22 protein-coding genes are annotated in these 26,896 nt (G+C 68.0%); 12 read left to right on the top strand and 10 right to left on the bottom strand.

Annotated features, from left to right (window positions below):
- Positions 1–162: 162 nt before the first annotated feature.
- Positions 163–2,097 carry an MFS transporter gene (locus tag DCN14_RS22125; RefSeq protein ID WP_096506856.1) on the bottom strand — a complete coding sequence of 645 codons (1,935 nt, stop codon included), beginning with the start codon at positions 2,095–2,097 and terminating at the stop codon, positions 163–165.
- Positions 2,098–2,236: 139 nt separating this feature from the next.
- The gene (locus DCN14_RS22120) at positions 2,237–2,698 is read right to left on the bottom strand and encodes a CBS domain-containing protein (RefSeq protein WP_096506857.1); all 462 of its coding nucleotides are present in this window, start codon (positions 2,696–2,698) and stop codon (positions 2,237–2,239) included.
- A 156-nt stretch (positions 2,699–2,854) separates the two neighbouring features.
- Here DCN14_RS22120 and DCN14_RS22115 point away from each other — a divergent pair, with 156 nt between their 5' ends.
- Entirely contained in the window at positions 2,855–3,172 is a 318-nt protein-coding gene (locus tag DCN14_RS22115; protein WP_096506858.1) for an Mpo1-like protein, read from the top strand.
- An 18-nt stretch (positions 3,173–3,190) separates the two neighbouring features.
- On the opposite strand, the gene DCN14_RS22110 is transcribed toward DCN14_RS22115, so the two are convergent.
- The gene (locus DCN14_RS22110) at positions 3,191–4,531 is read right to left on the bottom strand and encodes a YihY family inner membrane protein (protein ID WP_096506859.1); all 1,341 of its coding nucleotides are present in this window, start codon (positions 4,529–4,531) and stop codon (positions 3,191–3,193) included.
- Positions 4,532–4,675: 144 nt separating this feature from the next.
- Between DCN14_RS22110 and wrbA the strand changes: the two genes are divergently transcribed.
- Genes wrbA through DCN14_RS22090 form a run of 4 tightly spaced genes read left to right on the top strand, consistent with a single transcriptional unit; the run spans position 4,676 to position 7,986 of the window.
- The gene (gene wrbA, locus DCN14_RS22105; protein ID WP_096506860.1) at positions 4,676–5,293 is read left to right on the top strand and encodes an NAD(P)H:quinone oxidoreductase; all 618 of its coding nucleotides are present in this window, start codon (positions 4,676–4,678) and stop codon (positions 5,291–5,293) included.
- Positions 5,290–5,682, top strand: coding sequence for a DUF2069 domain-containing protein (locus tag DCN14_RS22100; protein ID WP_096506861.1), 393 nt, complete (start codon positions 5,290–5,292; stop codon positions 5,680–5,682). Before wrbA ends, DCN14_RS22100 begins: the two co-directional genes overlap by 4 nt.
- Positions 5,683–5,711: 29 nt before the next feature.
- Entirely contained in the window at positions 5,712–7,133 is a 1,422-nt protein-coding gene (locus tag DCN14_RS22095) for an FAD-binding oxidoreductase (RefSeq protein WP_096506862.1), read from the top strand.
- Between the two features lie 25 nt (positions 7,134–7,158).
- Positions 7,159–7,986: a metallophosphoesterase gene (locus DCN14_RS22090; protein WP_096506924.1), complete on the top strand. Its 828-nt coding sequence runs from the start codon at positions 7,159–7,161 to the stop codon at positions 7,984–7,986.
- 52 nt (positions 7,987–8,038) lie between these two features.
- On the opposite strand, the gene DCN14_RS38460 is transcribed toward DCN14_RS22090, so the two are convergent.
- The gene (locus DCN14_RS38460) at positions 8,039–8,197 is read right to left on the bottom strand and encodes a hypothetical protein (RefSeq protein ID WP_172441927.1); all 159 of its coding nucleotides are present in this window, start codon (positions 8,195–8,197) and stop codon (positions 8,039–8,041) included.
- Positions 8,198–8,318: 121 nt separating this feature from the next.
- Complete coding sequence (locus DCN14_RS22085) at positions 8,319–9,260, bottom strand: LysR family transcriptional regulator (RefSeq protein WP_096506863.1); 942 nt, start codon at positions 9,258–9,260, stop codon at positions 8,319–8,321.
- 157 nt (positions 9,261–9,417) lie between these two features.
- Here DCN14_RS22085 and DCN14_RS22075 point away from each other — a divergent pair, with 157 nt between their 5' ends.
- Genes DCN14_RS22075 through DCN14_RS22060 form a run of 4 tightly spaced genes read left to right on the top strand, consistent with a single transcriptional unit; the run spans position 9,418 to position 14,303 of the window.
- Positions 9,418–11,001 carry an efflux transporter outer membrane subunit gene (locus DCN14_RS22075; RefSeq protein ID WP_096506864.1) on the top strand — a complete coding sequence of 528 codons (1,584 nt, stop codon included), beginning with the start codon at positions 9,418–9,420 and terminating at the stop codon, positions 10,999–11,001.
- Positions 11,002–11,016: 15 nt separating this feature from the next.
- Positions 11,017–13,215 (top strand): FUSC family protein, encoded by a 2,199-nt coding sequence (locus tag DCN14_RS22070; RefSeq protein ID WP_096506865.1) that lies wholly within the window; start codon positions 11,017–11,019, stop codon positions 13,213–13,215.
- Positions 13,212–13,415 carry a DUF1656 domain-containing protein gene (locus DCN14_RS22065; RefSeq protein ID WP_011351756.1) on the top strand — a complete coding sequence of 68 codons (204 nt, stop codon included), beginning with the start codon at positions 13,212–13,214 and terminating at the stop codon, positions 13,413–13,415. The genes DCN14_RS22070 and DCN14_RS22065 overlap by 4 nt, the downstream gene beginning before the upstream one ends.
- A 12-nt stretch (positions 13,416–13,427) precedes the next feature.
- Positions 13,428–14,303 (top strand): HlyD family secretion protein, encoded by an 876-nt coding sequence (locus DCN14_RS22060; RefSeq protein ID WP_096506866.1) that lies wholly within the window; start codon positions 13,428–13,430, stop codon positions 14,301–14,303.
- 37 nt (positions 14,304–14,340) lie between these two features.
- Here the strand turns inward: DCN14_RS22060 and DCN14_RS22055 are convergent, their stop codons facing one another.
- Both DCN14_RS22055 and DCN14_RS22050 read right to left on the bottom strand, forming a co-directional pair.
- Positions 14,341–15,369 (bottom strand): EpsG family protein, encoded by a 1,029-nt coding sequence (locus tag DCN14_RS22055; protein ID WP_096506867.1) that lies wholly within the window; start codon positions 15,367–15,369, stop codon positions 14,341–14,343.
- 174 nt (positions 15,370–15,543) lie between these two features.
- On the bottom strand, positions 15,544–17,217 hold the full coding sequence (locus DCN14_RS22050; RefSeq protein ID WP_096506868.1) for a methyl-accepting chemotaxis protein: 1,674 nt from the start codon (positions 17,215–17,217) through the stop codon (positions 15,544–15,546).
- A 444-nt stretch (positions 17,218–17,661) separates the two neighbouring features.
- On the opposite strand from DCN14_RS22050, the gene DCN14_RS22045 reads away from it, so the two are divergent.
- On the top strand, positions 17,662–18,903 hold the full coding sequence (locus tag DCN14_RS22045; RefSeq protein ID WP_096506869.1) for an MFS transporter: 1,242 nt from the start codon (positions 17,662–17,664) through the stop codon (positions 18,901–18,903).
- Positions 18,904–18,969: 66 nt separating this feature from the next.
- On the opposite strand, the gene DCN14_RS22040 is transcribed toward DCN14_RS22045, so the two are convergent.
- Together DCN14_RS22040 and DCN14_RS22035 are read right to left on the bottom strand one after the other, a co-directional pair.
- The gene (locus tag DCN14_RS22040; RefSeq protein WP_096506870.1) at positions 18,970–19,767 is read right to left on the bottom strand and encodes a 5'-methylthioadenosine/adenosylhomocysteine nucleosidase; all 798 of its coding nucleotides are present in this window, start codon (positions 19,765–19,767) and stop codon (positions 18,970–18,972) included.
- Positions 19,764–22,127, bottom strand: a complete 2,364-nt coding sequence (locus tag DCN14_RS22035; RefSeq protein WP_096506871.1) for a UvrD-helicase domain-containing protein — start codon at positions 22,125–22,127, stop codon at positions 19,764–19,766. The genes DCN14_RS22040 and DCN14_RS22035 overlap by 4 nt, the downstream gene beginning before the upstream one ends.
- A gap of 225 nt (positions 22,128–22,352) precedes the next feature.
- On the opposite strand from DCN14_RS22035, the gene DCN14_RS22025 reads away from it, so the two are divergent.
- Together DCN14_RS22025 and galU are read left to right on the top strand one after the other, a co-directional pair.
- Entirely contained in the window at positions 22,353–25,220 is a 2,868-nt protein-coding gene (locus DCN14_RS22025) for a valine--tRNA ligase (protein ID WP_096506925.1), read from the top strand.
- Positions 25,221–25,307: 87 nt separating this feature from the next.
- On the top strand, positions 25,308–26,192 hold the full coding sequence (gene galU, locus DCN14_RS22020; protein ID WP_096506872.1) for a UTP--glucose-1-phosphate uridylyltransferase GalU: 885 nt from the start codon (positions 25,308–25,310) through the stop codon (positions 26,190–26,192).
- Between the two features lie 64 nt (positions 26,193–26,256).
- On the opposite strand, the gene DCN14_RS22015 is transcribed toward galU, so the two are convergent.
- Positions 26,257–26,871, bottom strand: coding sequence for a DUF4136 domain-containing protein (locus DCN14_RS22015; RefSeq protein ID WP_096506873.1), 615 nt, complete (start codon positions 26,869–26,871; stop codon positions 26,257–26,259).
- Positions 26,872–26,896 lie beyond the last annotated feature (25 nt).

Genomic DNA, 26,896 nt, shown 5'->3' with positions numbered 1-26,896 from the left:
GGCCCGGCGGGCCGCGTGAACCGTTCAGACCACCGGCGGTGCCGATGCGGGCGCGCCATGGGCCGCCGGCGGGCGGCGTCGATGCGCCGGCGCCGCGCTGCTCGTGGCCGTCGTGGCCGCCATCCGCACCGGGAACGACGACGCCGCGCCCGGCCGCCCCGCTTACTTGCGCGCGCCGCGCAGTTCGGTCACCGCGGCCTGCAGCACCTCGGGCGTCGCGACCGATGCGGGAATCGGCTCGCCGACCGCGAGCGTCAGCCGGCTCATCACGCCGCGCTTGACGGGCCGCGGCACGCGCGCGTCGGCATGACGGGAGAAATAGCTGCCCCAGAGCCCGCGCAGCGCCATCGGGATGACGGGCGCCGGCGTGCGGGTCAGGATCTCGGTAATGCCGTGATGGAAGGTGTTGATGTCGCCCGTCTTGGTCAGCTTGCCCTCGGGGAAGATGCACACGAGTTCGCCGTCCTTCAGCGCGGCCTCGCACGCGTCGTACGCGCGCGCGAGCATCTCGGGATCCTCGTGGCGCGGCGCGATCGGAATCGCCTTCGCATGGCGGAACACCCAGCTCGCAAAGCGCGTCTTGAAGATCCGGTGATCCATCACGAAGCGGATCGGCCGCGGGCTCGCGGCGGCCAGCACAAGCGCATCGACGTAGCTCACGTGATTGCACACGAGCACGGCCGCGCCCTCTTCCGGGATCCGCTCCCCATGCACGAGGCGAATCCGGTAGAACGTGTGCACGAGCACCCACGCGACGAAGCGCAGCAGGAATTCCGGAACGAGCAGATAGATATACGTCGCGACGACGACGTTGAGCAACGCGGTGACGAGAAACAGGCCCGGGATGTCGACGCCGGCCTTGGTCAGCCCCATCGCCATCAACGCGGACAGGATCATGAACAGCGCGTTCAGGATGTTGTTCGCGGCGATGATCCGCGCACGGTGGGTCGGCGCGCTGCGGCTCTGGATCAGCGCATACAGCGGCACGCTGTAGAAGCCGCCGAACATCGCGAGCAGGAACAGGTCGGCCAGGATGCGCCAGTGGCGCGCACCGGCCAGGAATTCGCCGACCGACAGCAGATGGCCCGGCGACGGCAGCGCGTGGCTCGCGAAATACAGCTCGATCGCGAACACGCTGATGCCGATCGAGCCGAGCGGCACGAGGCCGATCTCGACGCGCCGCTGCGACAGCCGCTCGCACAGCAGCGAGCCGAGGCCGATCCCGACCGAGAACGTCGCGAGCAGGATCGTGACGACGTCGGGGCTCGCGGACAGCACGTCCTTCGCGAAATTGAAGAACGACGTGAGGAACGTCGCGCCGACGAACCACAGCCACGAAATGCCGAGCAGGCTCAGGAACACGGTGCGGTTCTGCCGCGCGAGGCCGAGATTGCGCCAGGTCTCGCTGAACGGGTTCCAGTTGATCGCGAGATCGGGCTGCGGCGCGGGCGTCGTCGGCACGCGCTGCGCGACGAGCCGCCCCGCGAGCGCGATCACGACGACGCTGACCGCCAGCACGCGCTCGCCGCTGCCCTCGATGCCCGCGGCCGCGCCGCCGATGATCGTACCGATCAGGATCGCGATGAACGTGCCCATCTCGACGAGGCCGTTGCCGCCGACCAGTTCATGGTCGCCGAGATGCTGCGGCAGATACGAGTACTTGACGGGGCCGAACAGCGTCGAGTGCATCCCCATCATGAACGTGCACAGATACAGCAAGGTTGCGCTGTGCGTGACGAAGCCCGCTGCGCCGACCAGCATCAGCGCGATCTCGAACGTCTTCACGAAGCGCGTGAGCATCGCCTTGTCGTATTTGTCGGCGATCTGCCCGGACGTGGCCGAGAACAGCACGAACGGCAGGATGAAGATCGCGGAAATCAGGAACGCGGCCGTCTTCGCGTCGACGCCGGAGAACCGCGCGGTGTGATACGTGACGAGCGACGTGAAGCCGATCTTGAATACGTTGTCGTTCAGCGCGCCGAGGAACTGGGTCGTGAAGAACGGCGCGAAACGACGCTGGCGCAGCAGGTCGAACTGGGACGCGTGCTCGCGGCGTTCGCCGCGCGAGCCGGAGGAGACTTGCGTGTGATCGCTCATTCGGAATACGCGCGCATCGTCTGGGCGAGGCTGCGCGGGCCTTGTGTTGTTGTTGAAAAAACGGCGGCGCAGGCTGAACCTGCACCGCCGTGCGCCGGATGGCAGCGCCCGCGCATCATGGCAACGGGCGCGACGAATTTCACGGCTTGTGCGTTTCGGTTTCCGATTCGGATTCCGGCCAGTCGCGGATGTACGCCTTCAGCATCCGGTTCTCGAAGCTTTGTGCTTCGACGACCGTCTTCGCGACGTCGTAGAACGAAATGACGCCCATCAGCACCTTCTTGTCGAGCACCGGCATATAGCGCGCGTGGCGCTCGAGCATCATCCGGCGTACTTCGTTGACGTCGGTTTCCGGCGTGCAGGTGAGCGGCTCGTCCATCACCTTGCGCACCTGGACGTCGCCGATCGCGCCGCCGTTCACGTGCAGGCGCAGGATGATCTCGCGGAACGTCAGCATCCCGACGAGATCGCCGTACTCCATCACGACGAGCGAACCGATGTCGTGCTCGGCCATCGTGTCGACCGCTTCGCGCAGCGGCTTATCGGGCGTCACCGTAAACAGCGTGTTGCCCTTCACTTTCAGAATATCGCTGACGCGCATCGTAGTCCCCTCATGCTTGAATGCAAATCCGCTTTCGATCCTATCGGAAAGCCTGTCAAAAGGAAAGCGCAGGCCGGCGCGCCGCGACCGCCTCGCTTGCGGACGCGGGCCGCCCGCCGCACAATGAGCCATGGACGGCGGCCCGAGGAGACGGCCATGGCGCACACGCATTCGGAGCATTTCGCCAGCTTCGCTGATTTCTACCCGTACTACCTGAACGAACATCAGAACCTGACGTCGCGGCGGCTGCACTTCATCGGTTCGCTCGGCGTGATCGGCTGCGTCGCGATGGCGATCGCGACAGGCTACTGGCCGTGGCTGCCGGCGGCCGTCGTGTGCGGCTACGGCTTCGCGTGGGTCGGGCACTTCTTCTTCGAGAAGAACCGCCCCGCCACGTTCCGGCATCCGGTCTACAGCCTGATGGGCGACTGGGTGATGTTCAAGGACATCTGCACCGGCAAGATTCCGCTGTAACGCCCGCCCGGCACCGCGTCACGCCGTTTTCGGCGGCCGCGCGCGGGTGTCGGGCGCGTCGGGCGCCCCGTCGGCCGCCGGCCCCGGCGCGGACGCCTCCGGCGGCACCCCTGCCAGCCGGTGCGCGGCGATCAGCGACGCGAGCGACACGTCGAACCGGTCGTTCGACAGCACCTCGAGCAGCGCCGCGCCGTCGACGTGGCTGCGGCGCCGCTGCAGCTGGTAGGTCAGCTCGGTACGGTCGATCACCAGCACGTCGAACAACTGCGCCAGGGTCAGGTGCTCCGGGTTCGCCAGCAGGATGTAGCGCGGCGCGAGCTCGCCGCCGTCCAGCCGCGCGATCCATTCCCGCTCCTCCATCGTCAGCAACAGCCGCTGCGCGGTTTCCATGTCGCAGCGCAACATGGTCGCGAGCCGTATCGCCGTATAGCCGGCCTTGCCGACCGCGCGCGCCTCGGCCAGCCGCGCGAGCAATTCGAGCGCGTCGAGCAGGTCGCTGCCCGGATAGTGGATGCGATGGAACTGGCCGACCCGGATCGCGGGCAGCGCGGATGCGACCATCGCGCCGAGCAGCGCGATGAACCAGCTCAGGTACACCCACAGCAGAAACACCGGCAGCGCCGCGAACGCGCCGTAGACGGCCGTGTAGGTCGGAATGCGCCGCACGTAATAGCCGAAACCGCGCTTCGCGAGCTCGAACGCGATGGCCGCGAACAGCCCGCCGATCACCGCGTCGCGCCATGCGACCGTGCAGTTCGGCAGGTACACGTAGAGCAGCGTGAACGCGAGCACGGTCAGCGGCAGCGATGCGAGCGTGAGCAGCCACTCGACGAGCGTCGTCGACGACGCGGCGCCGGTGAACGCCAGCGACTGCGTAAACAGGTACGACGAGATCGACAGGCTCACGCCGAACAGCAGCGGGCCGAGCGTGATCAGCGCCCAGTACGCGAGCACGCGCTGCGCGAACGGCCGCGGCTTGCGCACGCGCCAGATCAGGTTGAACGCGGATTCGATCGTCATCATCGTCATCACCGACGTGACGACGAGCACGATCAGGCCGGCCGTCGTCAGCCCCTTGGCCTTCGACGCGAACTGGTTCAGGTACTTGAATATCTGGACGTTGAACTGCGCGGGCATCAGGTGATCCGCGAGGAACCCCTGCAGCGAGATCTGGAACGACGCGAACATCGGGAATGCGGTGAACAACGCAAACGCGACCGTCACGAGCGGCACGAGGGCCAGCATCGTCGTGAACGTGAGGCTGCCCGCCACTTGCGGGATGCGATCCTCGGCGCTGCGCCGGGCCGCGAACTGCGCGAGGCGCTTGATGGTGTCGAGATCGACGCTCAACTTCGGCAAACGGCTTCTCCTTCTTGATGCAGCGCGCTCGACGGCGCGCCGCCGCCGCGCTGCGCGACGGCTTCAGCCCCTATAATAGCCGCTCGATCCAGCAGGGGCCGACTGCACCGGGCATGCGCGCGGCCGCACGCGGCCCCGTCGCCCATGAAAGACATCCTCGTCCTCTATTACAGCCGTCACGGCGCCACGCGCGACCTCGCGCTCGCGATCGCGAACGGCATCGACAGCGTGCCGGGCATGCAGGCGCGCATCCGCACCGTGCCGCCCGTGTCGGCGGTCTGCGAAGCCACCGCCTCCGACATCCCGGCCGACGGCCCGCCGTATGCGGAGCTGCGCGATCTCGAAGAATGCGCGGGCCTCGCGCTCGGCTCGCCGACCCGCTTCGGCAACATGGCCGCATCGCTCAAGTATTTCCTCGACGGCACGACGCCGCAATGGCTGTCGGGCGCGCTGACCGGCAAGCCGGCCAGCGTGTTCACGTCGACCGGCAGCCTGCACGGCGGCCAGGAATCGACGCTGCTGTCGATGATGCTGCCGCTGCTGCATCACGGGATGATGATCGTCGGCATCCCGTACACGGAATCGGCGCTCAGCACGACACGCACCGGCGGCACGCCTTACGGCGCGTCGCACGTGTCGCAGCACGATCGCAGCGCGCCCGAAGGGCTGTCCGCGGACGAGAAAGCACTCGCGGCCGCGCTCGGCGTGCGGCTCGCACGTGCGGCGGCGGCCCTCGCCGCCCAGGCCGCCGAAGCCGCATGAACGCGCCCGCCCGCCCCGCTGTCGCCGCCCGGCCGCGCTACGCGCTGGCCGCCGCCGCGTGCCTGGCCGCACTGATCGCGCTGTCGCTCGCGTGGGAGCTGTGGCTCGCGCCGCTGCGCCCGGGCGGCTCGGCGCTGATGCTCAAGGCCGTGCCGCTCGCGCTCGCGCTGCCCGGCGTCTGGCGGCGTAACATCTATACGATGCAGTGGGCGAGCATGCTGATCCTCGTCTATTTCGCCGAAGGCATCGTGCGCGGCATGTCCGACCGCGGGCTGTCCGCGACGCTCGGCTGGTGCGAGACCGCGCTCGCCGTCGGCTTCTTCGTGGCGGCGCTTGCCTACGTCGCACCGTTCAAGCGCGCGGCGAAGCAGCAGCGCGCGGCGTCCTGACCCTTACGCGACCTACGCGACCGACCGTGATGAATTCTCCCGAAGCTTTCGTTTCCGCCTGCCGCGACGCGATCGGCGCCGCATACGTGCTGACCGATCCGCACGACACCGAACCGTTCCTGACCGACTGGCGCCGCCGCTACAAGGGCGCCGCATGCGCGGTGCTGAAGCCGGCCGATACGGCCGAAGTCGCCGCGCTCGTGACACTCGCGAACACGCATGGCGTCGCGCTCGTGCCGCAGGGCGGCAACACGGGCCTCGCCGGCGGCGCAACGCCCGACGCGAGCGGCAGCCAGGCCGTGCTGAACCTGTCGCGGCTGAACCGCGTGCGCGCGCTCGATCCGCACAACAACACGATCACCGTCGAGGCCGGCGTGATCCTCGCCGACGTACAGGCGCGCGCCCGCGAAGGCGGCCGGCTGTTCGCACTGAGCCTCGCGGCCGAAGGCAGTTGCACGATCGGCGGCAACCTGTCGACCAACGCGGGCGGCACGGCGGTGCTGCGCTACGGCAATGCGCGCGAGCTGTGCCTCGGGCTCGAGGTCGTGACGCCGCAGGGCGAAATCTGGGACGGGCTGCGCGGCCTGCGCAAGGACAACACGGGCTACGACCTGCGCGACCTGTTCATCGGCGCGGAAGGCACGCTCGGGATCATCACGGCCGCCGTGATGAAGCTGCATCCGCTACCGGCCGCGCAGGTCACGGCGCTGGCCGCGCTCGAGTCGCCGCACGCGGCGCTCGATTTCCTCTCGCTCGCGCAGCGCGCGGCCGGGCCGCTGCTGACGGGCTTCGAGCTGATGTCGGATTTCTGCATGCAGCTCGTCGGCAAGCACTATCCGCAACTGCGCTACCCGTTCGACCGCACGCATGCGCAGACGGTGCTGCTCGAACTGTCGGACAACGAAAGCGAAACGCATGCGCGCGCACTGTTCGAAAAGCTGATGGAAGAAGCATTCGAGGCGGGGCTCGTGGTCGATGCGGTAGTCGCGGAAAACCTCGCGCAGTCGCGCGCGTTCTGGGATCTGCGCGAGCACATCCCGCTCGCGCAGGCCGACGAAGGGCTCAACATCAAGCACGACATCGCGGTGCCGATCTCGTCGATCGCGCGCTTCATCGACGAAACCGACGCGGCGATCCAGCAGGCCGCGCCGGGCGCGCGGATGGTCACGTTCGGCCACCTCGGCGACGGCAACCTGCACTACAACGTGCAGACGCCCGAAGGCGGCGACCCGAAGGCGTTCCTCGCCGAATTCCAGGCGCCGATCAACCGCGTCGTCTACGACAACGTGCACCGTCACCACGGCACGATCAGCGCGGAGCACGGGATCGGTCAGTTGAAGATCGACGATGCGCAACGCTACAAGTCGCCGGTCGAAACGACGCTCATGCGTACGCTGAAGACCGCGCTTGATCCGCGCGGCCTGATGAATCCCGGCAAGGTCCTGCGCTGAAGCCCCTCACCCCGGAGCGATGCCCGTGAAAATCCGCGTCCTGTCCGACCTGCATCTCGAAAGCAACCAGCCCGATACGATCGTGCATGCCGACGCGGATCTCGTCGTGCTGGCCGGCGACATCCACAATCACGCGGAAGGCCTGCGCTGGGCCGCCGAGACGTTCGATCCCGGCGTGCCGGTGGTGTACGTGCCGGGCAACCACGAGTACTACGACGGGGAATTCGGCGCGCTCGAAACGGCGATGCGCGACGCCGCGCACACGATCGACCACGTGCATTATCTGAACAACGGCGTGTACGTCGATCCGCAGGAGCGCTTTCGCGTGCTCGGCACGACGCTGTGGACCGATTTCTCGCTGTTCGGCGCCGACGCCGCGAGCATCGCGCGCTCGATCGAGGCCGGCGAGCGCGTGATGCTCGATTTCAAGGGATTGATCCAGGTGACCTGGCCGCACAATGCGGCGCTGCATGCGGGAGGCGAACCCGAGCGGGATTTCACGCCGGCCGACGCGATCGCACTGCACCGGCAAAGCCGAGCGTGGCTGGAAGCGCGGCTCGCGACGCCGTTCGCGGGCAAGACGATCGTCGTCACCCATCACGCGCCGCATCTGCGCTCGCTGGCGGAGCGCTATGCGGAAGACCTCGCGTCGGCGGGATTCGTCACGGACATGGCGGAACTCGTGCGGCCGCCCGTGGACCTGTGGATCCACGGCCACACGCATACTTCATTCGATTACGTGACCGACAGCGGCACGCACGTGGTATGCAACCCGCGCGGCTATGTCCATCGGCGCACCGGCGAACTGGAAAATCCCGCGTTCGCGTGGGACAGAGTGGTCGAGTTCGGCTGAGGGCCGGCCCGCGCGGCCGCGCGATGCGGCCCCTCTCTCCACCCGAACCGGATCAGCGATCGGCGCGGCGCGATGCGCCCGACGACGCGCGCACCCGCACCGGCACCGGCTTCATCCGTGCCTTCATCGCGCGCAGCAGATCGCGCGTCGCCGCGGCGGCGGCAGCCGCACCAAGCAGAACTCCAAGGCCGATCATCAGTTGCGTATCCATTAACGACTCCGGGGGCAGGACATATCTCGATAATTGAAACAGTACCAAACTGTCAGCGGCCCGTTGGTAAAAAAATGTTGCGCGAACGACAAATCCCGTCAGATTGCGCGCGAGCGCGCTGTCATGTCGCAGCCGCGAACTGCGCGAGCGCGGCTTCGTCGGCTTCCAGCGTCGCCGGCAGCTCGTCGCGCAGGAAATCGACCCAGGTGCGAATTTTCGCGTCGAGGTACTGGCGCGACGGATACAGCGCGTAGATGTTCATCACGTGCGACCGGTATTCCGGCATCACGCGCACGATCTGCCCGCTGCGCAGCCCGCCGATCGCCGAATAGAGCGGCAGCCCGCCGATCCCCATCCCTTCGCGCACGGCCACCGCGAGCGCCTCGGCGACGTTGACGCGGAACGGCGGCGCCGTGATCGGAATCACCTCGTCGCCGCGCGGCCCCGACAGCGACCACTCGTCGAAGTGAAAGCCCGGCGCGACCATCCCGAGACACACGTGCTGTTCGAGATCGGCCGGCGTGTGCGGCGCGCCGTGGGCGTCGACGTAGCCGGGCGACGCGCACACGACGCTGTAGCTCTCGCCGAGCCGCTGCGACACGAGCCCCGAATCGGGCAGGTCGCGGCCGACGACGATCGCGACGTCGTAGCCCTCGTCGAGGAGATCCGGCATCCGCTGCGCGAGCGTCAGTTCGACGTGCACCTCGGGGTAGCGCTGCCGGTAGCGCGCGATGGCCGGCACCAGGTAGTGCTGCCCCAGGCTCGTGAAGCAGTGGACCTTCAGCTTGCCCGACGGGCGCGCGTGCGCGTCGCCCGCTTCGGCTTCGGCCTGGTCGACGTACGCGAGGATCTGCTCGCAGCGCTGCAGATAGCGCTCGCCCGCTTCGGTCAGTGCGATCCGGCGTGTCGTCCGGTTGAGCAGGCGCGTGCGCAGGTGCGCTTCGAGGTCCGACACGGCGCGCGATGCGTAGGCGGTGGTCGAATTCATCTGCTGGGCCGCCGCGGTGAAGCTTCCCGCGTCGACCACGCGGACGAATACCCGCATGTTTTGTAACGTATCCATCCCATTACCCGTTTGAATCCGGAGGGATTGTTGCACACAGGCCAACCAATATTATCTCAGGATTCGTAAAAATGACTTGCACCGTTGTCCATTTATTCAGGAATCACTGAAAAATATAATCGCATCCGACTCATCTATATCCGAAAGGGAGAAAATCGTGCAGTTTCCGGCAACAAAAGGGACGCTGGCACTGGCGGTTCTTGCAGTCTCATTAATAATGGCCGGATGCGCGAGCATGGGCGACAACAAACCGCAGTCCACGCGTGTCGAAGCGAACGCGCTCGATGCCGGCGCTGCGATCCGTGCCGCCAACCGCGATGCCGGCTGGCCCGCGTCGGACTGGTGGCGCGCGTACAACGATCAGCAGCTCGACACGTGGATCGCCGCCGCGCAGGCCGGCAACCCGACGCTCGCGGCCGCCGAGGCCCGCGTGCGCGAGGCGCAGGCGATGGCACGCGTGGCACGTTCGGCCGAACTGCCGCAAATCAACGGCAACCTGTCGCTGATGCGCCAGCACTGGCCCGACAACGTCTACTACGGCCCCGGCCCGCTCGCCGACACCGATACCTGGAACAACACCGGCTCGCTCGGCCTGTCGTACCACCTCGACCTGTGGGGCAAGGACAAGAACGCGACCGAGCGCGCGCTCGACACCGCGCACGCGAGCGCCGCCGACGCACGGGCCGCGAAGCTCGAACTCGAGGTCAACGTCGTGCGCGCGTATGTCGGCATGTCGATGAACTACGCGCTGCTCGACCTCGCCCACGAAACGTACGAACGCCAGCACGCGCTGGCCGATCTCGCGCGCAAGCGCCTGCAGGCCGGACTCGGCACGCAGCTCGAAGTCAGCCAGGCGGAATCGACGCTGCCCGACTACGAACGCCAGATCGACAGCTATGAAGAAGCGATCCAGCTCGCCCGCCACCAGCTCGCCGCGCTCGCGGGCAAGGGCCCGGGCGCCGGCGACACGATCAAGCGGCCGAGCCTGTCGCTCGACGCGCCGGCCGGCCTGCCGTCCGCGATGCCGGCCGACCTGCTCGGCCGCCGCCCCGACGTGGTCGCGGCCCGCTGGACGGTCGACGCGCAGGCACGCGGCATCGACGTCGCGAAAGCCGCGTTCTACCCGAACATCGACCTGCTCGCGACGGTTGGCGGCTTCGGCGTGACCGCGCCGTTCACCGACTTCCTGCGCGCGATGAACGGCGGCTGGACGGCCGGCCCGGCGCTGTCGCTGCCCATCTTCGACGGCGGTCGCCTGCGTGCGCAACTCGGCGCGGCCGACGCCGGCTACGACCAGGCGGTCGAGCGCTACAACCAGACGGTCGTCGGCGCGCTCAAGGACATCGCCGACCAGGTCGTGCGGATCCGCTCGCTCGATACGCAGAAGAAGGACGCCGCGCGCTCGGTCGCCGCCAACGATCGCAGCTACCAGCTGTCGCGCGAAGGCTTCCGCCGTGGCCTGACCGATTACGTGAACGTGCTGATCGCGCAACAGCAACTGCTGCGCGCGCAGGAGACGGCCGCCCGCATCGATGCGGAACGCCTCGCCGCGCACGCGCAGCTGATGGCCGCGCTCGGCGGCGGTGTCGAAACGGACACCGACGTGCGAGGCGGCCGTCCGCCGCACGACGCATCCGCCGCGGCGCCGGCCGCCGCGTCGGGGGCCAAGCCCGTCGCGGCCGTCGCCCGGCCCGCACAGGTGGCGACGGCCGGTGCGTCCGACACGCCGGCCGCACGGTAACCCGGAGCGACCGCCATGTCAGCCTCCTCCCCCGCTTCCACGCACGCCGGCGGCCTCGCGGCCTGGTACGCCGCGTTCGACGACTGGGCCCGCACCGACGGCGCCGCGTGGCTCTATCTGTTCAAGGCGCTGCTCGCCGCGTTCATCTCGATCGGCGTGTCGATGCGGCTCGACCTGCCGGCGCCGAAGACGGCGATGACCACGGTATTCATCGTGATGCAGCCGCAAAGCGGCGCCGTGCTCGCGAAAAGCTTCTACCGGGTCGCCGGCACGATCTTCGGGCTCATCGCGACCCTGACGTTCGTCGGCCTGTTTCCGCAACAGCCGCAGCTGTTCCTGCTCGCGGTCGCGCTGTGGGTCGCACTCTGCACGGCCGGCGCCGCGCGCAACCGCAATTTCCGCAGCTACGGATTCCTGCTCGCGGGCTACACGACCGCGCTGATCGGCCTGCCGGCATCGCAGCATCCGGACGGCGCCTTCATGAGCGCGATGACGCGGGTCGCCGAAATCATGGTCGGGATCGTGTCGGCGGGCGTGGTCAGCGCGCTGGTGTTTCCGCAGTACACCGGCGAGCAGATGCGCACGACGGTGCGCAAGCGCTTCGTCAGCTTCGTCGACTACGTCGCGGCGGCACTGTCGGGCAAGCTCGACCGCGCGCACATCGAATCCATCCACACGCGCTTCGTCGCGGACGTGGTCGGCTTCGAAGCGGCGCGCAGCATGGCCGTGTTCGAGGATCCGGACACGCGCATGCGAGGCGGCCGCCTCGCGCGGCTGAACAGCGAGTTCATGAGCGTATCGAGCCGCTTCCATGCGCTGCACCAGTTGATGAACCGGTTGCGCGCGGCCGGCGCCCAGGCCGCGATCGACGCGATCGAGCCGTACTTCCGCGAGATCGCGCCGCTGCTCACGCGCCACGGCGAACCCGTGCGTACGTCGGCCGACGCGGCACTCGCGGCCGAGCAGCTGCTCGCCTGGCGCGACGCACTGCCGCGCCGCATCCGTGCGACGCGCGCCACGCTCGAAACGCAGCCGGATTTCCCGCTGCTCGATTTCGACACGGCGTCGGAGCTGCTGTACCGCTTCATCACCGACCTGCACGAATACGCGGCGACCTACGCGTCGCTGTCGACCGCGACGCACGAGCGCGAACGCTGGATCGAGCGCTACGAGCCGCGCACCAACGTGACGGCGATGGTGATCGCGGCGATTCGCACCGCGACCGTGATCCTCGTGCTCGGCTGGTTCTGGATCGAGACCGCGTGGCCGAGCGGCGTCACGCTGACGCTGACGGCGGCGGCCACCTGCGCGCTCGCGTCGTCGACGCCGCGCCCGACCGCGATGTCCGCGCAGATGGGCATGGGCACGGCGCTGGCCGTCTGCACGGGCTTCCTGCTGACGTTCGGCATCTACCCGCACATCGACGGCTTTCCGCTGCTGTGCGTGGCGCTGGCGCCGCTGCTCGCGATCGGCATCTTCATGACGCTGAAGCCGAAGCTCGCGGGCTACGGGATGGGCTACCTGATCTTCTTCTGTTTCCTCGCGGGCCCGGACAGCATCACGCACTACGATCCGACGAGCTTCATGAACGATGCGCTCGCGCTGGTGCTGTCGATGCTGGTGTCGGCGATCGCGTTCGCGGTGCTGTTCCCGCCGACCGCGCCGTGGCTGAAGAAGCGCCTGTTCGCCGACCTGCGCCACCAGGTGGTCGCGGCCTGCCACGTGCGGCTGGCCGGCTTGCGTACGCGCTTCGAGAGCGGCGCGCGCGACCTGATGTATCAGGCGCACACGCTGTCGGCCGACCAGCCCGACGTGCAGCGCGACGCGCTGCGCTGGATGTTCGCGGTGCTCGAAACGGGCAACGCGGCACTCGATCTGCGTCACGAACTGGCGACGCTGCCGTCCGACCCGCGCTATGCGCCGGCGACGCCGTGGCGACGCGCGATCGAGACGCTGCGCACCGCGCTGTCCGAGCTGTTCGGCAAGCCGAACGCCGAGCGCTTCGACGCGACGCTCGCCGCCGTCAATGCCGCGATCGATGCAACCCGGCAGACGCTCGACGCGTTCACGCCGGCGCGCGAGGAGCGCCACCGGCTGCAGCGCATCCTGAGCAATCTGCATTTCGTGCGCACGGCGCTGCTCGATCCGGAATCGCCGCTCGAGCCGCTCAACCGCAACCGCCCCGTGCGTCCCCAACCAGGAGCCTCGTCATGATGCCGCGTGAAATCGCCATTCTCGATGCCTACATGCCCACGGTGGTGCTGATGTTCGTCCTGGGCGCGCTCGCGACCTGGGCCGTCGACCGCCTGCTCGCCTATACGGGCCTCTATCGTCTCGTCTGGCACCCGTCGCTGTTTCGCGCGTGCCTTCTCGTCTGCATTTGCGGCGGACTGAGTCTTGCCGTTTACCGTTGATTCCGAACCACCATGATTCTCAGAAAACTCTTCGGCTTCGTCGCGACCGCCGTCATCCTTCTCGTCGCGATCCTGATCGGGCGCTCGCTGTGGGTGCACTACATGGACGATCCGTGGACGCGCGACGGGCGCGTCCGTGCCGAGATCGTCAACGTCGCGCCGGACGTGTCGGGCGCGATCGTCGACCTGCCCGTGCATGACAACCAGCTCGTGAAAAAAGGCGACCTGATCATGCAGATCGACCCGTCGCACTACCAGATCGCGGTCGAGCAGGCGCAGGCGGCGGTTGCCGCCCGCCGCGCGGAACTGCAGATGCGCCGCGACGACGCGGCCCGCCGCGCGGACCTCGATGCCCTCGTCGTGTCGAAGGAAAACCGCGAGAACGCGGCGCACAGCGCATCGAGCGCGGATGCGCAGTACCAGCAGGCCATCGCCGCGCTCGACGCCGCGAAGCTCAATCTCGAACGCACGCGCGTGGTCGCGCCGGTCGACGGCTACATCACGAACCTGCAGACGTTCAAGGGCAACTACGCGGTGGCCGGCCAGGCGAAGCTCGCGATCGTCGACAGCCATTCGTTCTGGGTCTACGGCTACTTCGAGGAAACCAAGCTGCCGCGCGTGAAGGTCGGCGCACCGGCCGAAATGCGGCTGATGAGCGGCGGCGTGATGAAGGGCCACGTCGAGAGCATCTCGCGCGGCATCTACGATCGCGACAACCCGCAAAGCCGCGACCTCGTCGCCGACGTGAACCCGACCTTCAACTGGGTGCGCCTCGCGCAGCGCGTGCCGGTGCGCATCAAGATCGACGAAGTGCCGGCCGACGTGGTGCTGTCGGCGGGCACGACCTGCACGGTCATCATCGATCCGGACAAGCAGAAGAAGTCGTAATGGCGTTTCGCGCCGGGCGGCGCCCCGCCCGGCCGCATCATTCCCAGAAGAACCGGTAAGGCAGGAACGGCGACGGGCCGAGCCCGTATTCGCCGAGCATGTTGCGCAATCGCATCGCGAAGCCGATTGCGCCGATCACGGCCAGCGAGACGATCACGTGGCCGCGCCGCACGCCCGGCATGCGCTGCAGCGGCACGAACTGGCAGCCCATCGCAAACAGCACGAGCCACTGGAAACGCAGCCCCGCGTAGCTCATGCGCGCGAGCGCGAAGCTCGCGATCTCGCAGACGAACAGGAACACGAGCGTGCGCGGCATGCGCGCGAGCAGCATCCAGCCGGCCGCGAGCGTCAGCAACGCCAGCACGAGCGGCGCGCTGCCCGACATCTGCGCGGGCGGCGTGAACGCCGCGTAGAGACCGACCTTCGCGAGCAGCGCGTCGTGATGCATCGCGAACAGCACGCCGCCGATCGCAACGGCCAGCCCCGCATAGCGCAGCAGGCGCAGTCGCCCGACCTGCAGCAGCACGACCAGCAGCGCCGCCGACACATGCATGCCGGCCGCCGCCACCGCGAACGCGATCGATTCGCCGCGCCGCCGGCGCGACCACGCGTCCGACGCGAGCTTCGCCGCGCAGAACGCGACCCCATAGCGCAGGCCGCTCATCGCCATGTCGTAGAAGAACAGCGGAAAGATCAGCGTGGCGAATACGCAAGCGTCCTCGGTACTGCGACCGAACGCGGCGACGCACGCGATCACGATCAGCAGCGACAGGATCGCCGTCGCGACGCGCGGATCGTGACCGAGCCATTCGAGTGCGCGCATGAGCCAGACGAAGCCCGGTTCGAGCGTGCGCGGCACGACCTTCAGGTTGCCGCTCCAGATGCCGGCGATGATGTCCTGGTAGATCGCGGTGTCGGTACCGGTGCGGCCGCGCAGCACGGCAAACGTGGCGGCCGGTGCAATGCCGGCCGCAAGCCACCGCCACGCGGCGACGCGCGCGCGCATGCCGATCGCGGCGGACGCGAGCATGCCCAGATACCCGATGAAGTAAATCGTCGTTGTCATTGTTATGACCCGCTCGACGTGCCGGTGCGCACGCGCGGCGAGTTCTGGCCCCCAATCGTATGAAGGCGAATTGTAAGGGATTGCGTGCGGACCGGCAGCCGGGTTTGTCACCAATCGACAACAACCCGACAGCCTGCACGGGTCGCAGCCGGCCCGGCCGCGACGGGGTGAAACTCAGGCCGCGACGTGAAAGCGCCCGACCAGCGACTTGAGCGCCTGCGCCTGCTCGTCGAGCGCGTTCGCGGCGGCGGCAGCCTGCTCGACGAGTGCCGCGTTCTGCTGCGTGCCGGCGTCCATCTGCGTGACCGCGCGGCCGATCTCTTCGATCCCGGCGCGCTGCTCGTCCGACGCCGCGGAAATCTCGCCGATGATGTCGGTCACGCGCTTGACCGCGCGCACCACGTCGCCCATCGTGCGGCCCGCATCGTGCGCGAGCGTCGCGCCGTTCGCGACGCGCTCGACCGACGCGCCGATCAGCGAGCGGATCTCCTTCGCCGCGGTGGCCGCGCGCTGCGCGAGCAGCCGCACCTCGCCCGCGACCACCGAAAACCCGCGCCCCTGTTCGCCCGCCCGCGCCGCCTCGACCGCCGCGTTCAACGCGAGAATGTTGGTCTGGAACGCGATCCCTTCGATCGTACCGATGATGTCGCGAATGTTCTTCGCGCTGTCGTCGATCTCGCTCATCGTCGCGACCACGCGCCCGACGACTGCGCCGCCCGCCTCCGCGACGGCCGACGCATTGGCCGCGAGCGCACTCGCCTGCCGCGCGTTCTCGGCGTTCTGACGCACGGTCGACGTGAGCGCCTCCATGCTGGCCGCGGTGCGCTCGAGCGCGACGGCCTGCTGCTCGGTGCGTCGCGACAGGTCGAGGTTGCCGGTCGAAATCTCGCCGGACGCCGCCGCGATCGCCTCGGCGCTGACGGCGATCTCGCGCACGGTCGCGGCCAGCCCGGTCTGCATGTCGGCCAGCGCGCGCACCATGCTGTCGCGGTCGCGCCGGCCGAGCGCGATCGATCGCGTGAGGTCGCCGCGCGCGATGTCGGCGGCAATCGCCTTCGCGTACGCGGGCTCGCCGCCGAGCTGCGACGCGAGGCGGCGCACGACCCGTTCGGCGATCGCGATCGCGAGCACGATCAGCGCGGCCGTCATCGCCGCGATCATCGCGAACGACGACGAGAAGATCGTCGCGGACGCATCGAGCGTCGCCTTCGACTTCGCGCCGCGCGTCTTCACGAGCTCGGCGACGAGCTTTTCGAGCTTGCCGGTTTCGACCAGCAGCGACACGTCCTGCGTGCCGACCTGCCAGTTCATCTGCGACAGGTCGAGCGGCTGCGCCTGCACGAGCGCGACGAAATCGCGCAGATGGCCGCTCCACGTGCCGACCGCCGTCGAGAATGCGCGCAAGCGCGCGGAATCGCCCGCGTCGGCCGGATCCGCATAACGCTGCAGCGTGCCGAGCGCGCTGCCGATCGACGTCAGCCCCGCGCCGACTTCGGCGCCCAGTTCGTCGCGCTCGCGCGCGGTCGTCGCGGTCAGCAGCATCTTCTGTGCACGGCTCGCGCGCAGCATCTCGGCGCGCACCTCCTCCGCCGCACGGCTCGCGACATGCCCCTGCTCGTAGACCGACGCGATCGATGCGTTCAGCCGGCTGATCTGCCACAGCGAAAACACGCCGATCGCGAGCGTGCCGGCCAGCAGGATCGCGAACGCGGCGCGCAACGTCGCCTTGACGGTCCACGGCCGGCGTTCACGCCGCGCCGCGCGCGCACGTCGTGTGGCGGGCTTCGCGGTTGCGTCGGCTGCGACGCCGGCCGCACCTGGCTGTGGCTGCAATGATGCTGCTTTCATCGATATATCCCCGTATTGATCACGCCGCCGGAAAGGTTGGTTCCGGCGGCCGGCGACCCGGCGGCCGGCGGTCCGGCGACGGCCCGCCATGCCACGCATCCTGCGCCGGTCCGGCTCGTGGCCGATCCCGGCGCGGCGCGCCCGTGTTGTCGTTGTGTCGTTCTACGGCCGCCGTCGGTGTTCCTTGAGTCCGGGCAAACACCCATTCGCCCGTGATGACGCCTCGCGGCCGGCCGACAGGACGCGCCGCCGGCGTTATACCCTGACAAAAAAGGGAACGATGGCCGATCCGCCATGCTTCTGCCCGCGAGCAATGTCCGAATTGCGATAAAAGTTGGCCTGACATTCACGATGCGCCACATTACACTTCTTTGACGCAACAACGATTCAAACGCGCCGATCCCCATCAGAGCGCGTCCCGCCACCTCAACTCGCTCAGCTCACATGGAAACCAGCCTCGATACGGGCACCGCCGGCGCTGCCGCCGCGGCCCAGCCGTCTGCTCCACCCGCCCCGCGCACCGTTTATCCGGTGCTCGGCGCGATCAGCTTCTCGCACATGCTCAACGACATGATCCAGTCGTTGATCCTCGCGATCTATCCGATGCTCAAGAGCCAGTTCGCGCTGTCGTTCGCGCAGATCGGCCTGATCACGCTGACCTACCAGATCACCGCGTCGCTGCTGCAGCCGCTCATCGGCCTCTATACCGACAAGCGCCCGAAGCCGTATTCGCTGCCGGTCGGGATGGGCTTCACGCTCGCGGGGCTGCTGCTGATGTCGGCCGCGCAGAACTTCCCGACGCTGCTGGTGGCGGCAGCGCTCGTCGGCTGCGGCTCGTCGGTGTTCCATCCGGAGTCGTCGCGGGTCGCGCGGATGGCGTCGGGCGGCCAGCACGGGCTCGCGCAGTCGCTGTTCCAGGTCGGCGGCAACGCCGGCTCCGCGCTCGGGCCGCTGCTCGCCGCGCTGGTGATCATTCCGCACGGCCAGCACAGCATCGCGTGGTTCTCGGCGGCGGCGCTGGTCGCGATGGTCGTGCTCACGCAGATCGGCCACTGGTACAAGAAGCACCCGTCGATGAAGAAGAAGGCCGCGCCGGCCGGCCATCCGACGCTGTCGCAGGGCCGCGTGCTCGCCGCGATCGGCGTGCTGGTGCTGCTGGTGTTCTCGAAGTACTTCTACCTCGCGAGCATCAACAGCTATTTCACGTTCTATCTGATCGACAAGTTCCACCTGTCGGTGCAGGCCGCGCAGATCCACCTGTTCGTGTTTCTCGCGGCCGTGGCGGCCGGCACGCTGATCGGCGGCCCGGTCGGCGACCGGATCGGCCGCAAGTACGTGATCTGGGTGTCGATCCTCGGCGTCGCGCCGTTCACGATGCTGCTGCCGTATGCGAACCTGTTCTGGACGAGCGTGCTCTCCGTGATCATCGGCGTCGTGCTGGCGTCGGCGTTCGCCGCGATCCTCGTCTATGCGACGGAGCTGATGCCCGGCAAGGTCGGGATGGTCGCGGGCCTGTTCTTCGGCTTCGCGTTCGGACTGGGCGGCGTCGGTGCGGCCGTGCTCGGCCAGCTCGCGGACGCGACGAGCATCACGTTCGTCTACAAGGTGTGCTCGTTCCTGCCGCTGATCGGCGTGCTGACGGTGCTCCTGCCGAACCTCGAAAGCAGCCGGCGCAAGCAGGCGTGACGACGCGGCCGCGGCGTGCGCGCCGCGGCCGGTCGATCGTCTCGAAGGGAAAGTACGACGGCGGCTTCAGGCCGCCGTCGTCGCATGCAGCGTCAGGAACCGCTTGAGGATGCCGGACGAATAGCGGCTCGCGATCGCCGACAGGAAGTGCGAGAACGACTGCGTCGCGTGATCGTCGGCCGTATCGGAAATCGCGCGCACCAGCGCGAACGGCACGTCGTGCTCGGCGCACACCTGTGCGATCGCCGCGCCTTCCATCTCGACCGCGAGCGCGTCCGGCAGCGCGTCGCGCAGCGTGACGACCTCGTGCTCGCTCGACACGAAGCGGTCGCCGCTGATGATCAGCCCGCCGTGCAGCGTCGCGCCGGCCAGACCGAAACGCTCGGCGAACTGCGCGCCCTCTTCCGCGACGAACAGCGTGCACGCGGCCTTCAGGCGAGCCGTGAGTGCCGCGTCGGTCGCGAACCGCGTGATGCCGAGCAGCGGCACTTCGTAGCGCGGAAACAGCGGCGACGCGTCGAGATCGTGCTGCAGCAGCGTATCGGCCACGACGACGTCGCCGACGCGCACCGTGCGCGACACGCCGCCGGCCACGCCGGTGAACACGACGCCCGACACGCCGAATACGTGGATCAGCGCGCTGACCGTCGCGGCGGCCGCGACCTTGCCGACCCGTGCGAGCGTGACGATGCAGGCCGCGCCGTGCACGGTGCCGACGTGGTAATCGCGGCGGCCGAGCGTGACCGTCCGCATCGCGCCCTCGGCGCGCATCGCGGCGATCAGGTCGCCGAGTTCCTCGGGCAGCGCGGCCAGAATGCCGAGCGGGCGCGTCGCAACCGTTTCAACCCTGTCGAGGCCCGTCATTCCACCGCCTGCAGTTTCGCGACCGCGAGCGCGAGCCACTTCTCGCCGTGCCGCTTGAACTTCACCTGCGCCTTCGCATCGGTGCCGTTGCCTTCGAGCGCGGTGACGGTGCCTTCGCCGAACTTGGTATGGAACACCTGCTGGCCAACCCGGAAACCGGTGTCGGCCGCACGCTGCTTGTTCGCGAACGCCGGCAGCGGCGCGGACACCGCCGCGTCGACGATCTGCTCGCGATTGCCGCCGCCCGGCCGCGAGAACCAGTCGCGCCCCCAGCCGGCGTTGTCCGAGCGGCCGCCCCAGCGCGAGCCGGCCTCGACCTTCGGCGTCAGCCACTTCAGCACGTGCTCCGGCAATTCGTCGAAGAAGCGCGAGCGCACGTTGTAGCGCGTCTGGCCGTGCAGCATCCGGCTCTGCGCGAACGACAGGTAGAGCCGCTCCTTCGCGCGCGTGATCGCGACGTACATCAGCCGGCGCTCTTCCTCGAGGCCGTCCGATTCGAGCACGCTGTTCTCGTGCGGGAACAAGCCCTCTTCCAGACCGGTGATGAACACGGCCGAGAATTCGAGACCCTTCGCCGCGTGCACCGTCATCAACTGCACGGCGTCCTGGCCGGCCTGCGCCTGGTTGTCGCCCGCTTCCAGCGATGCGTGCGACAGGAAGCCCGCGAGCGGCGTCATCGTATCGGGGTTCTGCGCGGGGTCGCCGAGCGGCGCCGCATCGAGCACGTCGACCGTCGGATCGTTCGCGTCGACGCCCAGCTCCGGCGCCGCAATCGCGCCCGCGTGCAGCGGAATCGAGCGGGCCGGCGCGTCGAGCCCGTAACCTTGCTCGCTGACGAACGCGGTGGCCGCGTTCACGAGTTCCTGCAAGTTCTCGAGACGGTCCTGGCCTTCGCGCTCGCCCTGGTAGAAATCGGCGAGGCCGCTCGCGCGCACCACGTATTCGACCGTCTCGGGCAGGCTCATCTGCTGCGTCTCGGCGCGCATCTTCGCGATCAGCGTCGCGAACGCGCCGAGGCTCGAGCCGGCCTTGCCCGTCACGTACGGAATCGCGGCGGCCATCGCGCAGTCGTACAGCCGCGCGGCATCCGCGAGCTGCTCGATCGAGCGCGCGCCGATCCCGCGCGTCGGGAAGTTCACGACGCGCACGAACGCGGTGTCGTCGTTCGGGTTGTCGATCAGGCGCAGGTACGCGAGCGCATGCTTCACTTCCTGGCGCTCGAAGAAGCGCAGGCCGCCGTACACGCGGTACGGAATGCCCGACGTCATCAGCGTGTGCTCGATCGCGCGCGACTGCGCGTTGCTGCGATACAGGACGGCGACTTCGCTGCGCGACATCCCGGTGTTGATCAGCGAGCGGATCTCCTCGACGATCCAGCCGGCTTCCTGCGAATCGGTGCTCGCCTCGTATACGCGCACGGGCTCGCCGTGGCCCGCGTCGGTGCGCAGGTTCTTGCCGAGGCGGTGCGCGTTGTTCGAGATCAGCTGGTTCGCCGCGTCGAGGATGTTGCCGTGCGACCGGTAGTTCTGCTCGAGCTTGATCAGGTTGCGCACGCGGAATTCGTCTTCGAAGTCGCGCATGTTGCCGACGTTCGCCCCGCGGAACGCGTAGATCGACTGGTCGTCGTCGCCGACCGCGAAAATCGCGTTCTGGCCGCCCGCGAGCATCTTGAGCCACGCGTACTGCAGCTTGTTGGTGTCCTGGAACTCGTCGACGAGGATGTGCTTGAAGCGCGCCTGGTAGTGCGCGCGCAGCGGCGCGTTGTACGCGAGCAGCTCGTAGCAGCGCAGCAGCAGCTCGGGGAAGTCGACGACGCCCTCGCGCTGGCACTGCTGGTCGTACGCCTGGTACAGCTCGACGAACTTGCGGTTGAAGTTGTCGGACGCGTCGACCTTGTCGGGACGCAGCCCCTGCTCCTTCGCGTTGTTGATGAAGTACTGGACGTTCTTCGGCGGATACTTCTCGTCGTCGACGTTCGCCGCCTTCATCAGCCGCTTGATCGCGGACAACTGATCGGCCGTGTCGAGGATCTGGAAGGTTTGCGGCAGGCCGGCGTCGCGGTAGTGCGCGCGCAGCATCCGGTTGCACAGCCCGTGGAACGTGCCGATCCACATCCCGCGCGTGTCGATCGGCATCATCGCCGACAGGCGCGCCATCATCTCGCGCGCGGCCTTGTTCGTGAAGGTGACGGCGAGCACGGTGGGCGGCGACGCATAGCCCTGCTGGATCAGCCACGCGATGCGCGTGATCAGCACGCGGGTCTTGCCGCTGCCCGCCCCCGCAAGGATCAGCGCCGGTTCGTTCGGCAACGTGACGGCGGCGTATTGTTCAGGGTTCAGATTGGCGAGCAGATCGGGCATGGAGCGGCGGCGGGCGGGCGAGAAAAAATGCGGATCCGCCATTATAAGTCGGCCGCGCGCTGTCGTTTCCGATCCGTTCGGCCGGCGCCGCGACCGTGCGCCCGCCGCGCTCGGACCGCATCGCGGCGGGCCCGCACGGGCCGGGCGATGGCTGGTCGATGTGCATCCATTTATAATTGTCGGATTCGGCATCCAATTCACGCATTTTTCGGCAGATTCCCAACCATGAGCGACAGCACGCTTGCGAAGAGTTTCGAACCCCACACCATCGAGTCCCAATGGGGGCCGGAGTGGGAAAAACGCGGCCATGCCGCCCCGGCATTCGATCCGGCGCGCCCCGATTTCGCGATCCAGCTGCCGCCGCCGAACGTCACCGGCACGCTGCACATGGGCCACGCGTTCAACCAGACGATCATGGACGGCCTCGCCCGCTACCACCGGATGCTCGGCGAGAACACGCTGTGGGTGCCCGGCACCGACCACGCGGGGATCGCGACGCAGATCGTCGTCGAGCGCCAGCTCGATGCGCAGGGCGTGTCGCGCCACGACCTCGGCCGCGAGAAGTTCGTCGAACGCGTGTGGGAGTGGAAGCAGAAGTCCGGCTCGACGATCACCGGCCAGGTGCGCCGTCTCGGCGCGTCGACCGACTGGTCGCGCGAATATTTCACGATGGACGACAAGATGTCGGCCGCCGTGCGCGACGTGTTCGTCACGCTCCATGAACAGGGGCTGATCTACCGCGGCAAGCGCCTCGTGAACTGGGATCCGGTGCTGCTCACCGCGGTGTCGGACCTCGAAGTGGTGAGCGAAGAGGAAAACGGCCACCTGTGGCACATCCGCTACCCGCTCGTCGACGGTTCGGGCTCGCTGACGGTCGCGACCACCCGCCCGGAGACGATGCTCGGCGACGTCGCGCTGATGGTCCACCCGGAAGACGAGCGCTACGCGCACCTGATCGGCAAGCTCGTCACGCTGCCGCTGACGGGCCGCGAGATCCCGGTGATCGCCGACGACTACGTCGACCGCGAGTTCGGCACGGGCGTCGTGAAGGTCACGCCCGCGCACGACTTCAACGACTACCAGGTCGGCCTGCGCCACAAACTCGCGCCGATCGAGATCCTGACGCTCGACGCGAAGATCAACGACAACGGCCCCGAGCAGTATCGCGGCCTCGACCGCTTCGACGCGCGCCGTGCGATCGTCGCCGACCTCGATGCGCAGGGCTTCCTCGACTCCGTGAAGCCGCACAAGCTGATGGTGCCGCGCGGCGACCGCACGGGCGTCGTGATCGAGCCGCTCCTGACCGACCAGTGGTTCGTCGCGATGACGAAGCCGGCGCCGGAAGGCACGTTCCATCCGGGCAAGTCGATCACCGAGGTATCGCTCGACGTCGTGCGCGACGGCCAGATCAAGTTCGTGCCGGAGAACTGGACGACCACCTACTACCAGTGGCTCGAGAACATCCAGGACTGGTGCATCTCGCGCCAGCTGTGGTGGGGCCACCAGATTCCCGCGTGGTACGGCGAGAACGGCGAGGTGTTCGTCGCGCGCAGCGAAGAAGACGCTCGTGCGAAGGCCGACGCGCAAGGCTACACGGGCGCGCTCAAGCGTGACGAAGACGTGCTCGACACGTGGTTCTCGTCGGCGCTCGTGCCGTTCTCGTCGCTCGGCTGGCCGAACGAAACGCCCGAACTGAAGCACTTCCTGCCGTCGTCGGTGCTCGTCACCGGCTTCGACATCATCTTCTTCTGGGTCGCCCGGATGGTGATGATGACGACGCACTTCACGGGCAAGGTGCCGTTCCACACCGTGTACATGCACGGCCTCGTGCGCGATGCCGAAGGCCAGAAGATGTCGAAGAGCAAGGGCAACACGCTCGATCCGATCGACATCGTCGACGGCGTCGACCTCGAGACGCTGGTCGCGAAGCGCACCACCGGCCTGATGAACCCGAAGCAGGCGGCCACCATCGAGAAGAAGACGCGCAAGGAATTCCCGGACGGCATTCCCGCGTTCGGCGCCGACGCGCTGCGCTTCACGATGGCGTCGATGGCGACGCTCGGCCGCAACGTGAACTTCGACCTCGCGCGCTGCGAAGGCTATCGCAACTTCTGCAACAAGCTGTGGAACGCGACGCGCTTCGTGCTGATGAACTGCGAAGGCCACGACTGCGGCAGCGACAAGCCGGAAGTGTGCGGCGCGGGCGACTGCGGCCCGGGCGGCTACCTCGACTTCTCGGCGGCCGATCGCTGGATCGTGTCGCTGCTGCAGCGCACGGAAGCCGACGTCGCGAAGGGTTTCGCCGATTACCGCTTCGACAACATCGCGACCAGCATCTACAAGTTCGTGTGGGACGAGTACTGCGACTGGTACCTCGAACTCGCGAAGGTGCAGATCCAGAACGGCACGCCGGAACAGCAGCGCGCCACGCGCCGCACGCTGCTGCGCGTGCTGGAAACGGTGCTGCGCCTCGCGCACCCGATCATCCCGTTCATCACCGAAGCGCTCTGGCAGAAGGTCGCGCCGCTCGCCGGCCGTTATCCGCAAGGCAAGGCAGAAGGCGAAGCGTCGCTGATGACGCAGGCGTATCCGGTCGCGAACCTGCAGAAGATCGACGAGGCGTCCGAGCAGTGGGCGGCCGACCTGAAGGCGATCGTCGACGCATGCCGCAACCTGCGCGGCGAGATGAACCTGTCGCCGGCGACCAAGGTGCCGCTGCTCGCGGCCGGCGATGGCGAACGCCTGCGCTCGTTCGCGCCGTACGTCCAGGCCCTCGCCCGCCTGTCGGAAGTGCAGATCCTCGCGGACGAAGCGACGCTCGACAAGGAAGCGCATGGCGCACCGATCGCGATCGTCGGCCCGAACAAGCTGGTGCTGAAGGTCGAAATCGACGTCGCGGCCGAACGCGAGCGCCTGTCGAAGGAAATCGCGCGTCTGACGGGCGAGATCGCGAAGTGCAATGCGAAGCTCGGCAACGAGGCTTTCGTCGCGAAAGCGCCGCCGGCCGTGGTCGAACAGGAGCAAAAGCGCGTCGCCGATTTCCAGAGCACGCTGGACAAGCTGCGCGCGCAGCTCGATCGGTTGCCTGCGTAACAAACGGTAAGGTCATTTGCGTTCACTATAATGGGGACGTGAACATGGACTGTCTGACAAGCCGATTACAGGAATAAAGGTTCGATCATGTTGAAAGTCACCAAGGCGGTATTCCCCGTTGCCGGCCTCGGCACGCGGTTCCTGCCGGCAACGAAGGCGAGCCCGAAGGAAATGCTGCCGGTCGTCGATAAGCCGCTGATCCAGTACGCGGTCGAGGAAGCGATCGCCGCGGGCATCACCGAGATGATCTTCGTGACCGGGCGCAGCAAGCGCGCGATCGAGGATCACTTCGACAAGTCGTACGAGGTCGAGGCTGAACTCGAGGCACGCGGCAAGGAGAAGCTGCTCGAGCTCGTGCGCAGCATCAAGCCGAGCCACGTCGACTGCTTCTACGTCCGTCAGCCCGAAGCGCTGGGCCTCGGCCATGCGGTGCTGTGCGCGGAAAAGCTCGTGGCCGACAACCCGTTCGCGGTGATCCTCGCCGACGACCTGCTCGACGGCAATCCGCCCGTGATGAAGCAGATGGTCGACGTGTTCGACCACTATCACAGCTCGGTGATCGGCGTGGAAGAGATCCCGCCGTCGGAAACGAAGTCGTACGGGATCGTCGACGGCAAGGAGTGGGAAGAGTCGATCGTCAAGATGTCGGCGATCATCGAAAAGCCCGCGCCGGAAGTCGCGCCGTCGAATCTCGGCGTGGTCGGCCGCTACGTGCTCAAGCCGCGGATCTTCGAGCACCTGCGCGCGCTGAAACCGGGCGCGGGCGGCGAGTTGCAGCTCACCGACGCGATCCAGGCGCTGCTCGCCGACGAGCAGGTGCTGGCCTACAAGTATCAGGGCACGCGCTACGACTGCGGCAGCAAGCTGGGCTACCTGAAGGCGACGGTCGAATTCGCGCTGCGCCACCCGGAAGTCGGCACCGAGTTCGACGCGTACCTGCGCACGCGCGGCAACGGGCAACCGGCCGCCTGAACGCGGCACGGGCCGGCCTCGCCTGCGCGGCGGGCCTGCCCTCGTTCCTGTTACGGCCGCCGCGTCAGTGCGCGGCGGCCGGCTTCACCGAGACGACGCCCGGCATTGCGCCCGCGTCGTCTTTTTTCGTCTTGACCAGCCAGCCGTTGCCCGGCTCGAACGGCACCTTCGCGAGCGCGCTCGTCACGAGCGCCGGCGCGGCCTCCTGCGTGCCCGGTTCGCGGTCGCGCAGCGACGCCGACACGCGATAGACGTCGGCCCCCGACTTCGCATCGACGAAACGCAGCGTCAGCACGTGGCGATACACCTTGCCCACGAACGGCAGCGCGAACGGCGCCGGCCCGTCGACAGTCACGCACGCACTGCTCGCGGCGCCGCAGCGCTCGGCGGTGGCCGCGACCGACGCCGGCTGCGTGGCGTAGGCGATCGACAGCCGGTAGCGCGCGTCCTTCGTCGACTGCGCGTCGAAGCCGCGGCGCGCGAGCTCATCGCGCACGAGCGTCTCGATCCGCCCGTATTCGGGATCGCCGGCCTGAGCGGCCGTGCGGACGAAATCGTAACCGTGCGCACCGGATGCGAACGCGTTCGGCTGCCCAAGCGCGCTCACGCCGGTCGTGACGCCAGCGCAACCCGTCAACAGCGACGCCGCCAGCGCGGTCGCTGCCCATTCCTTTCTCATGACTTTCCCCAAATGCTGCCGTCGT

The sequence above is a fragment of the Burkholderia sp. IDO3 genome, assembly GCF_003366075.1.
Classification (GTDB): Bacteria; Pseudomonadota; Gammaproteobacteria; order Burkholderiales; family Burkholderiaceae; genus Burkholderia; species Burkholderia anthina.
Note: the sequence above shows the minus strand (reverse complement) of the source record. Positions and strands in the feature narration are given on the sequence as shown.

What these genes read in the sequence shown, in the direction of transcription:
- wrbA (WP_096506860.1), top strand. Translation starts at nt 4,676, where the DNA reads ATGAAAGACATCCTCGTCCTCTATTACAGCCGTCACGGCGCCACGCGC.
- DCN14_RS22015 (WP_096506873.1), bottom strand. Translation starts at nt 26,871, where the DNA reads ATGAGAAAGGAATGGGCAGCGACCGCGCTGGCGGCGTCGCTGTTGACG.
- DCN14_RS22085 (WP_096506863.1), bottom strand. Translation starts at nt 9,260, where the DNA reads ATGGATACGTTACAAAACATGCGGGTATTCGTCCGCGTGGTCGACGCG.
- DCN14_RS22040 (WP_096506870.1), bottom strand. Translation starts at nt 19,767, where the DNA reads ATGACGGGCCTCGACAGGGTTGAAACGGTTGCGACGCGCCCGCTCGGC.
- DCN14_RS22045 (WP_096506869.1), top strand. Translation starts at nt 17,662, where the DNA reads ATGGAAACCAGCCTCGATACGGGCACCGCCGGCGCTGCCGCCGCGGCC.
- DCN14_RS22025 (WP_096506925.1), top strand. Translation starts at nt 22,353, where the DNA reads ATGAGCGACAGCACGCTTGCGAAGAGTTTCGAACCCCACACCATCGAG.
- DCN14_RS22095 (WP_096506862.1), top strand. Translation starts at nt 5,712, where the DNA reads ATGAATTCTCCCGAAGCTTTCGTTTCCGCCTGCCGCGACGCGATCGGC.
- DCN14_RS22125 (WP_096506856.1), bottom strand. Translation starts at nt 2,097, where the DNA reads ATGAGCGATCACACGCAAGTCTCCTCCGGCTCGCGCGGCGAACGCCGC.
- DCN14_RS22115 (WP_096506858.1), top strand. Translation starts at nt 2,855, where the DNA reads ATGGCGCACACGCATTCGGAGCATTTCGCCAGCTTCGCTGATTTCTAC.
- DCN14_RS38460 (WP_172441927.1), bottom strand. Translation starts at nt 8,197, where the DNA reads ATGGATACGCAACTGATGATCGGCCTTGGAGTTCTGCTTGGTGCGGCT.
- DCN14_RS22100 (WP_096506861.1), top strand. Translation starts at nt 5,290, where the DNA reads ATGAACGCGCCCGCCCGCCCCGCTGTCGCCGCCCGGCCGCGCTACGCG.
- galU (WP_096506872.1), top strand. Translation starts at nt 25,308, where the DNA reads ATGTTGAAAGTCACCAAGGCGGTATTCCCCGTTGCCGGCCTCGGCACG.
- DCN14_RS22120 (WP_096506857.1), bottom strand. Translation starts at nt 2,698, where the DNA reads ATGCGCGTCAGCGATATTCTGAAAGTGAAGGGCAACACGCTGTTTACG.
- DCN14_RS22050 (WP_096506868.1), bottom strand. Translation starts at nt 17,217, where the DNA reads ATGAAAGCAGCATCATTGCAGCCACAGCCAGGTGCGGCCGGCGTCGCA.
- DCN14_RS22060 (WP_096506866.1), top strand. Translation starts at nt 13,428, where the DNA reads ATGATTCTCAGAAAACTCTTCGGCTTCGTCGCGACCGCCGTCATCCTT.
- DCN14_RS22065 (WP_011351756.1), top strand. Translation starts at nt 13,212, where the DNA reads ATGATGCCGCGTGAAATCGCCATTCTCGATGCCTACATGCCCACGGTG.
- DCN14_RS22035 (WP_096506871.1), bottom strand. Translation starts at nt 22,127, where the DNA reads ATGCCCGATCTGCTCGCCAATCTGAACCCTGAACAATACGCCGCCGTC.
- DCN14_RS22070 (WP_096506865.1), top strand. Translation starts at nt 11,017, where the DNA reads ATGTCAGCCTCCTCCCCCGCTTCCACGCACGCCGGCGGCCTCGCGGCC.
- DCN14_RS22055 (WP_096506867.1), bottom strand. Translation starts at nt 15,369, where the DNA reads ATGACAACGACGATTTACTTCATCGGGTATCTGGGCATGCTCGCGTCC.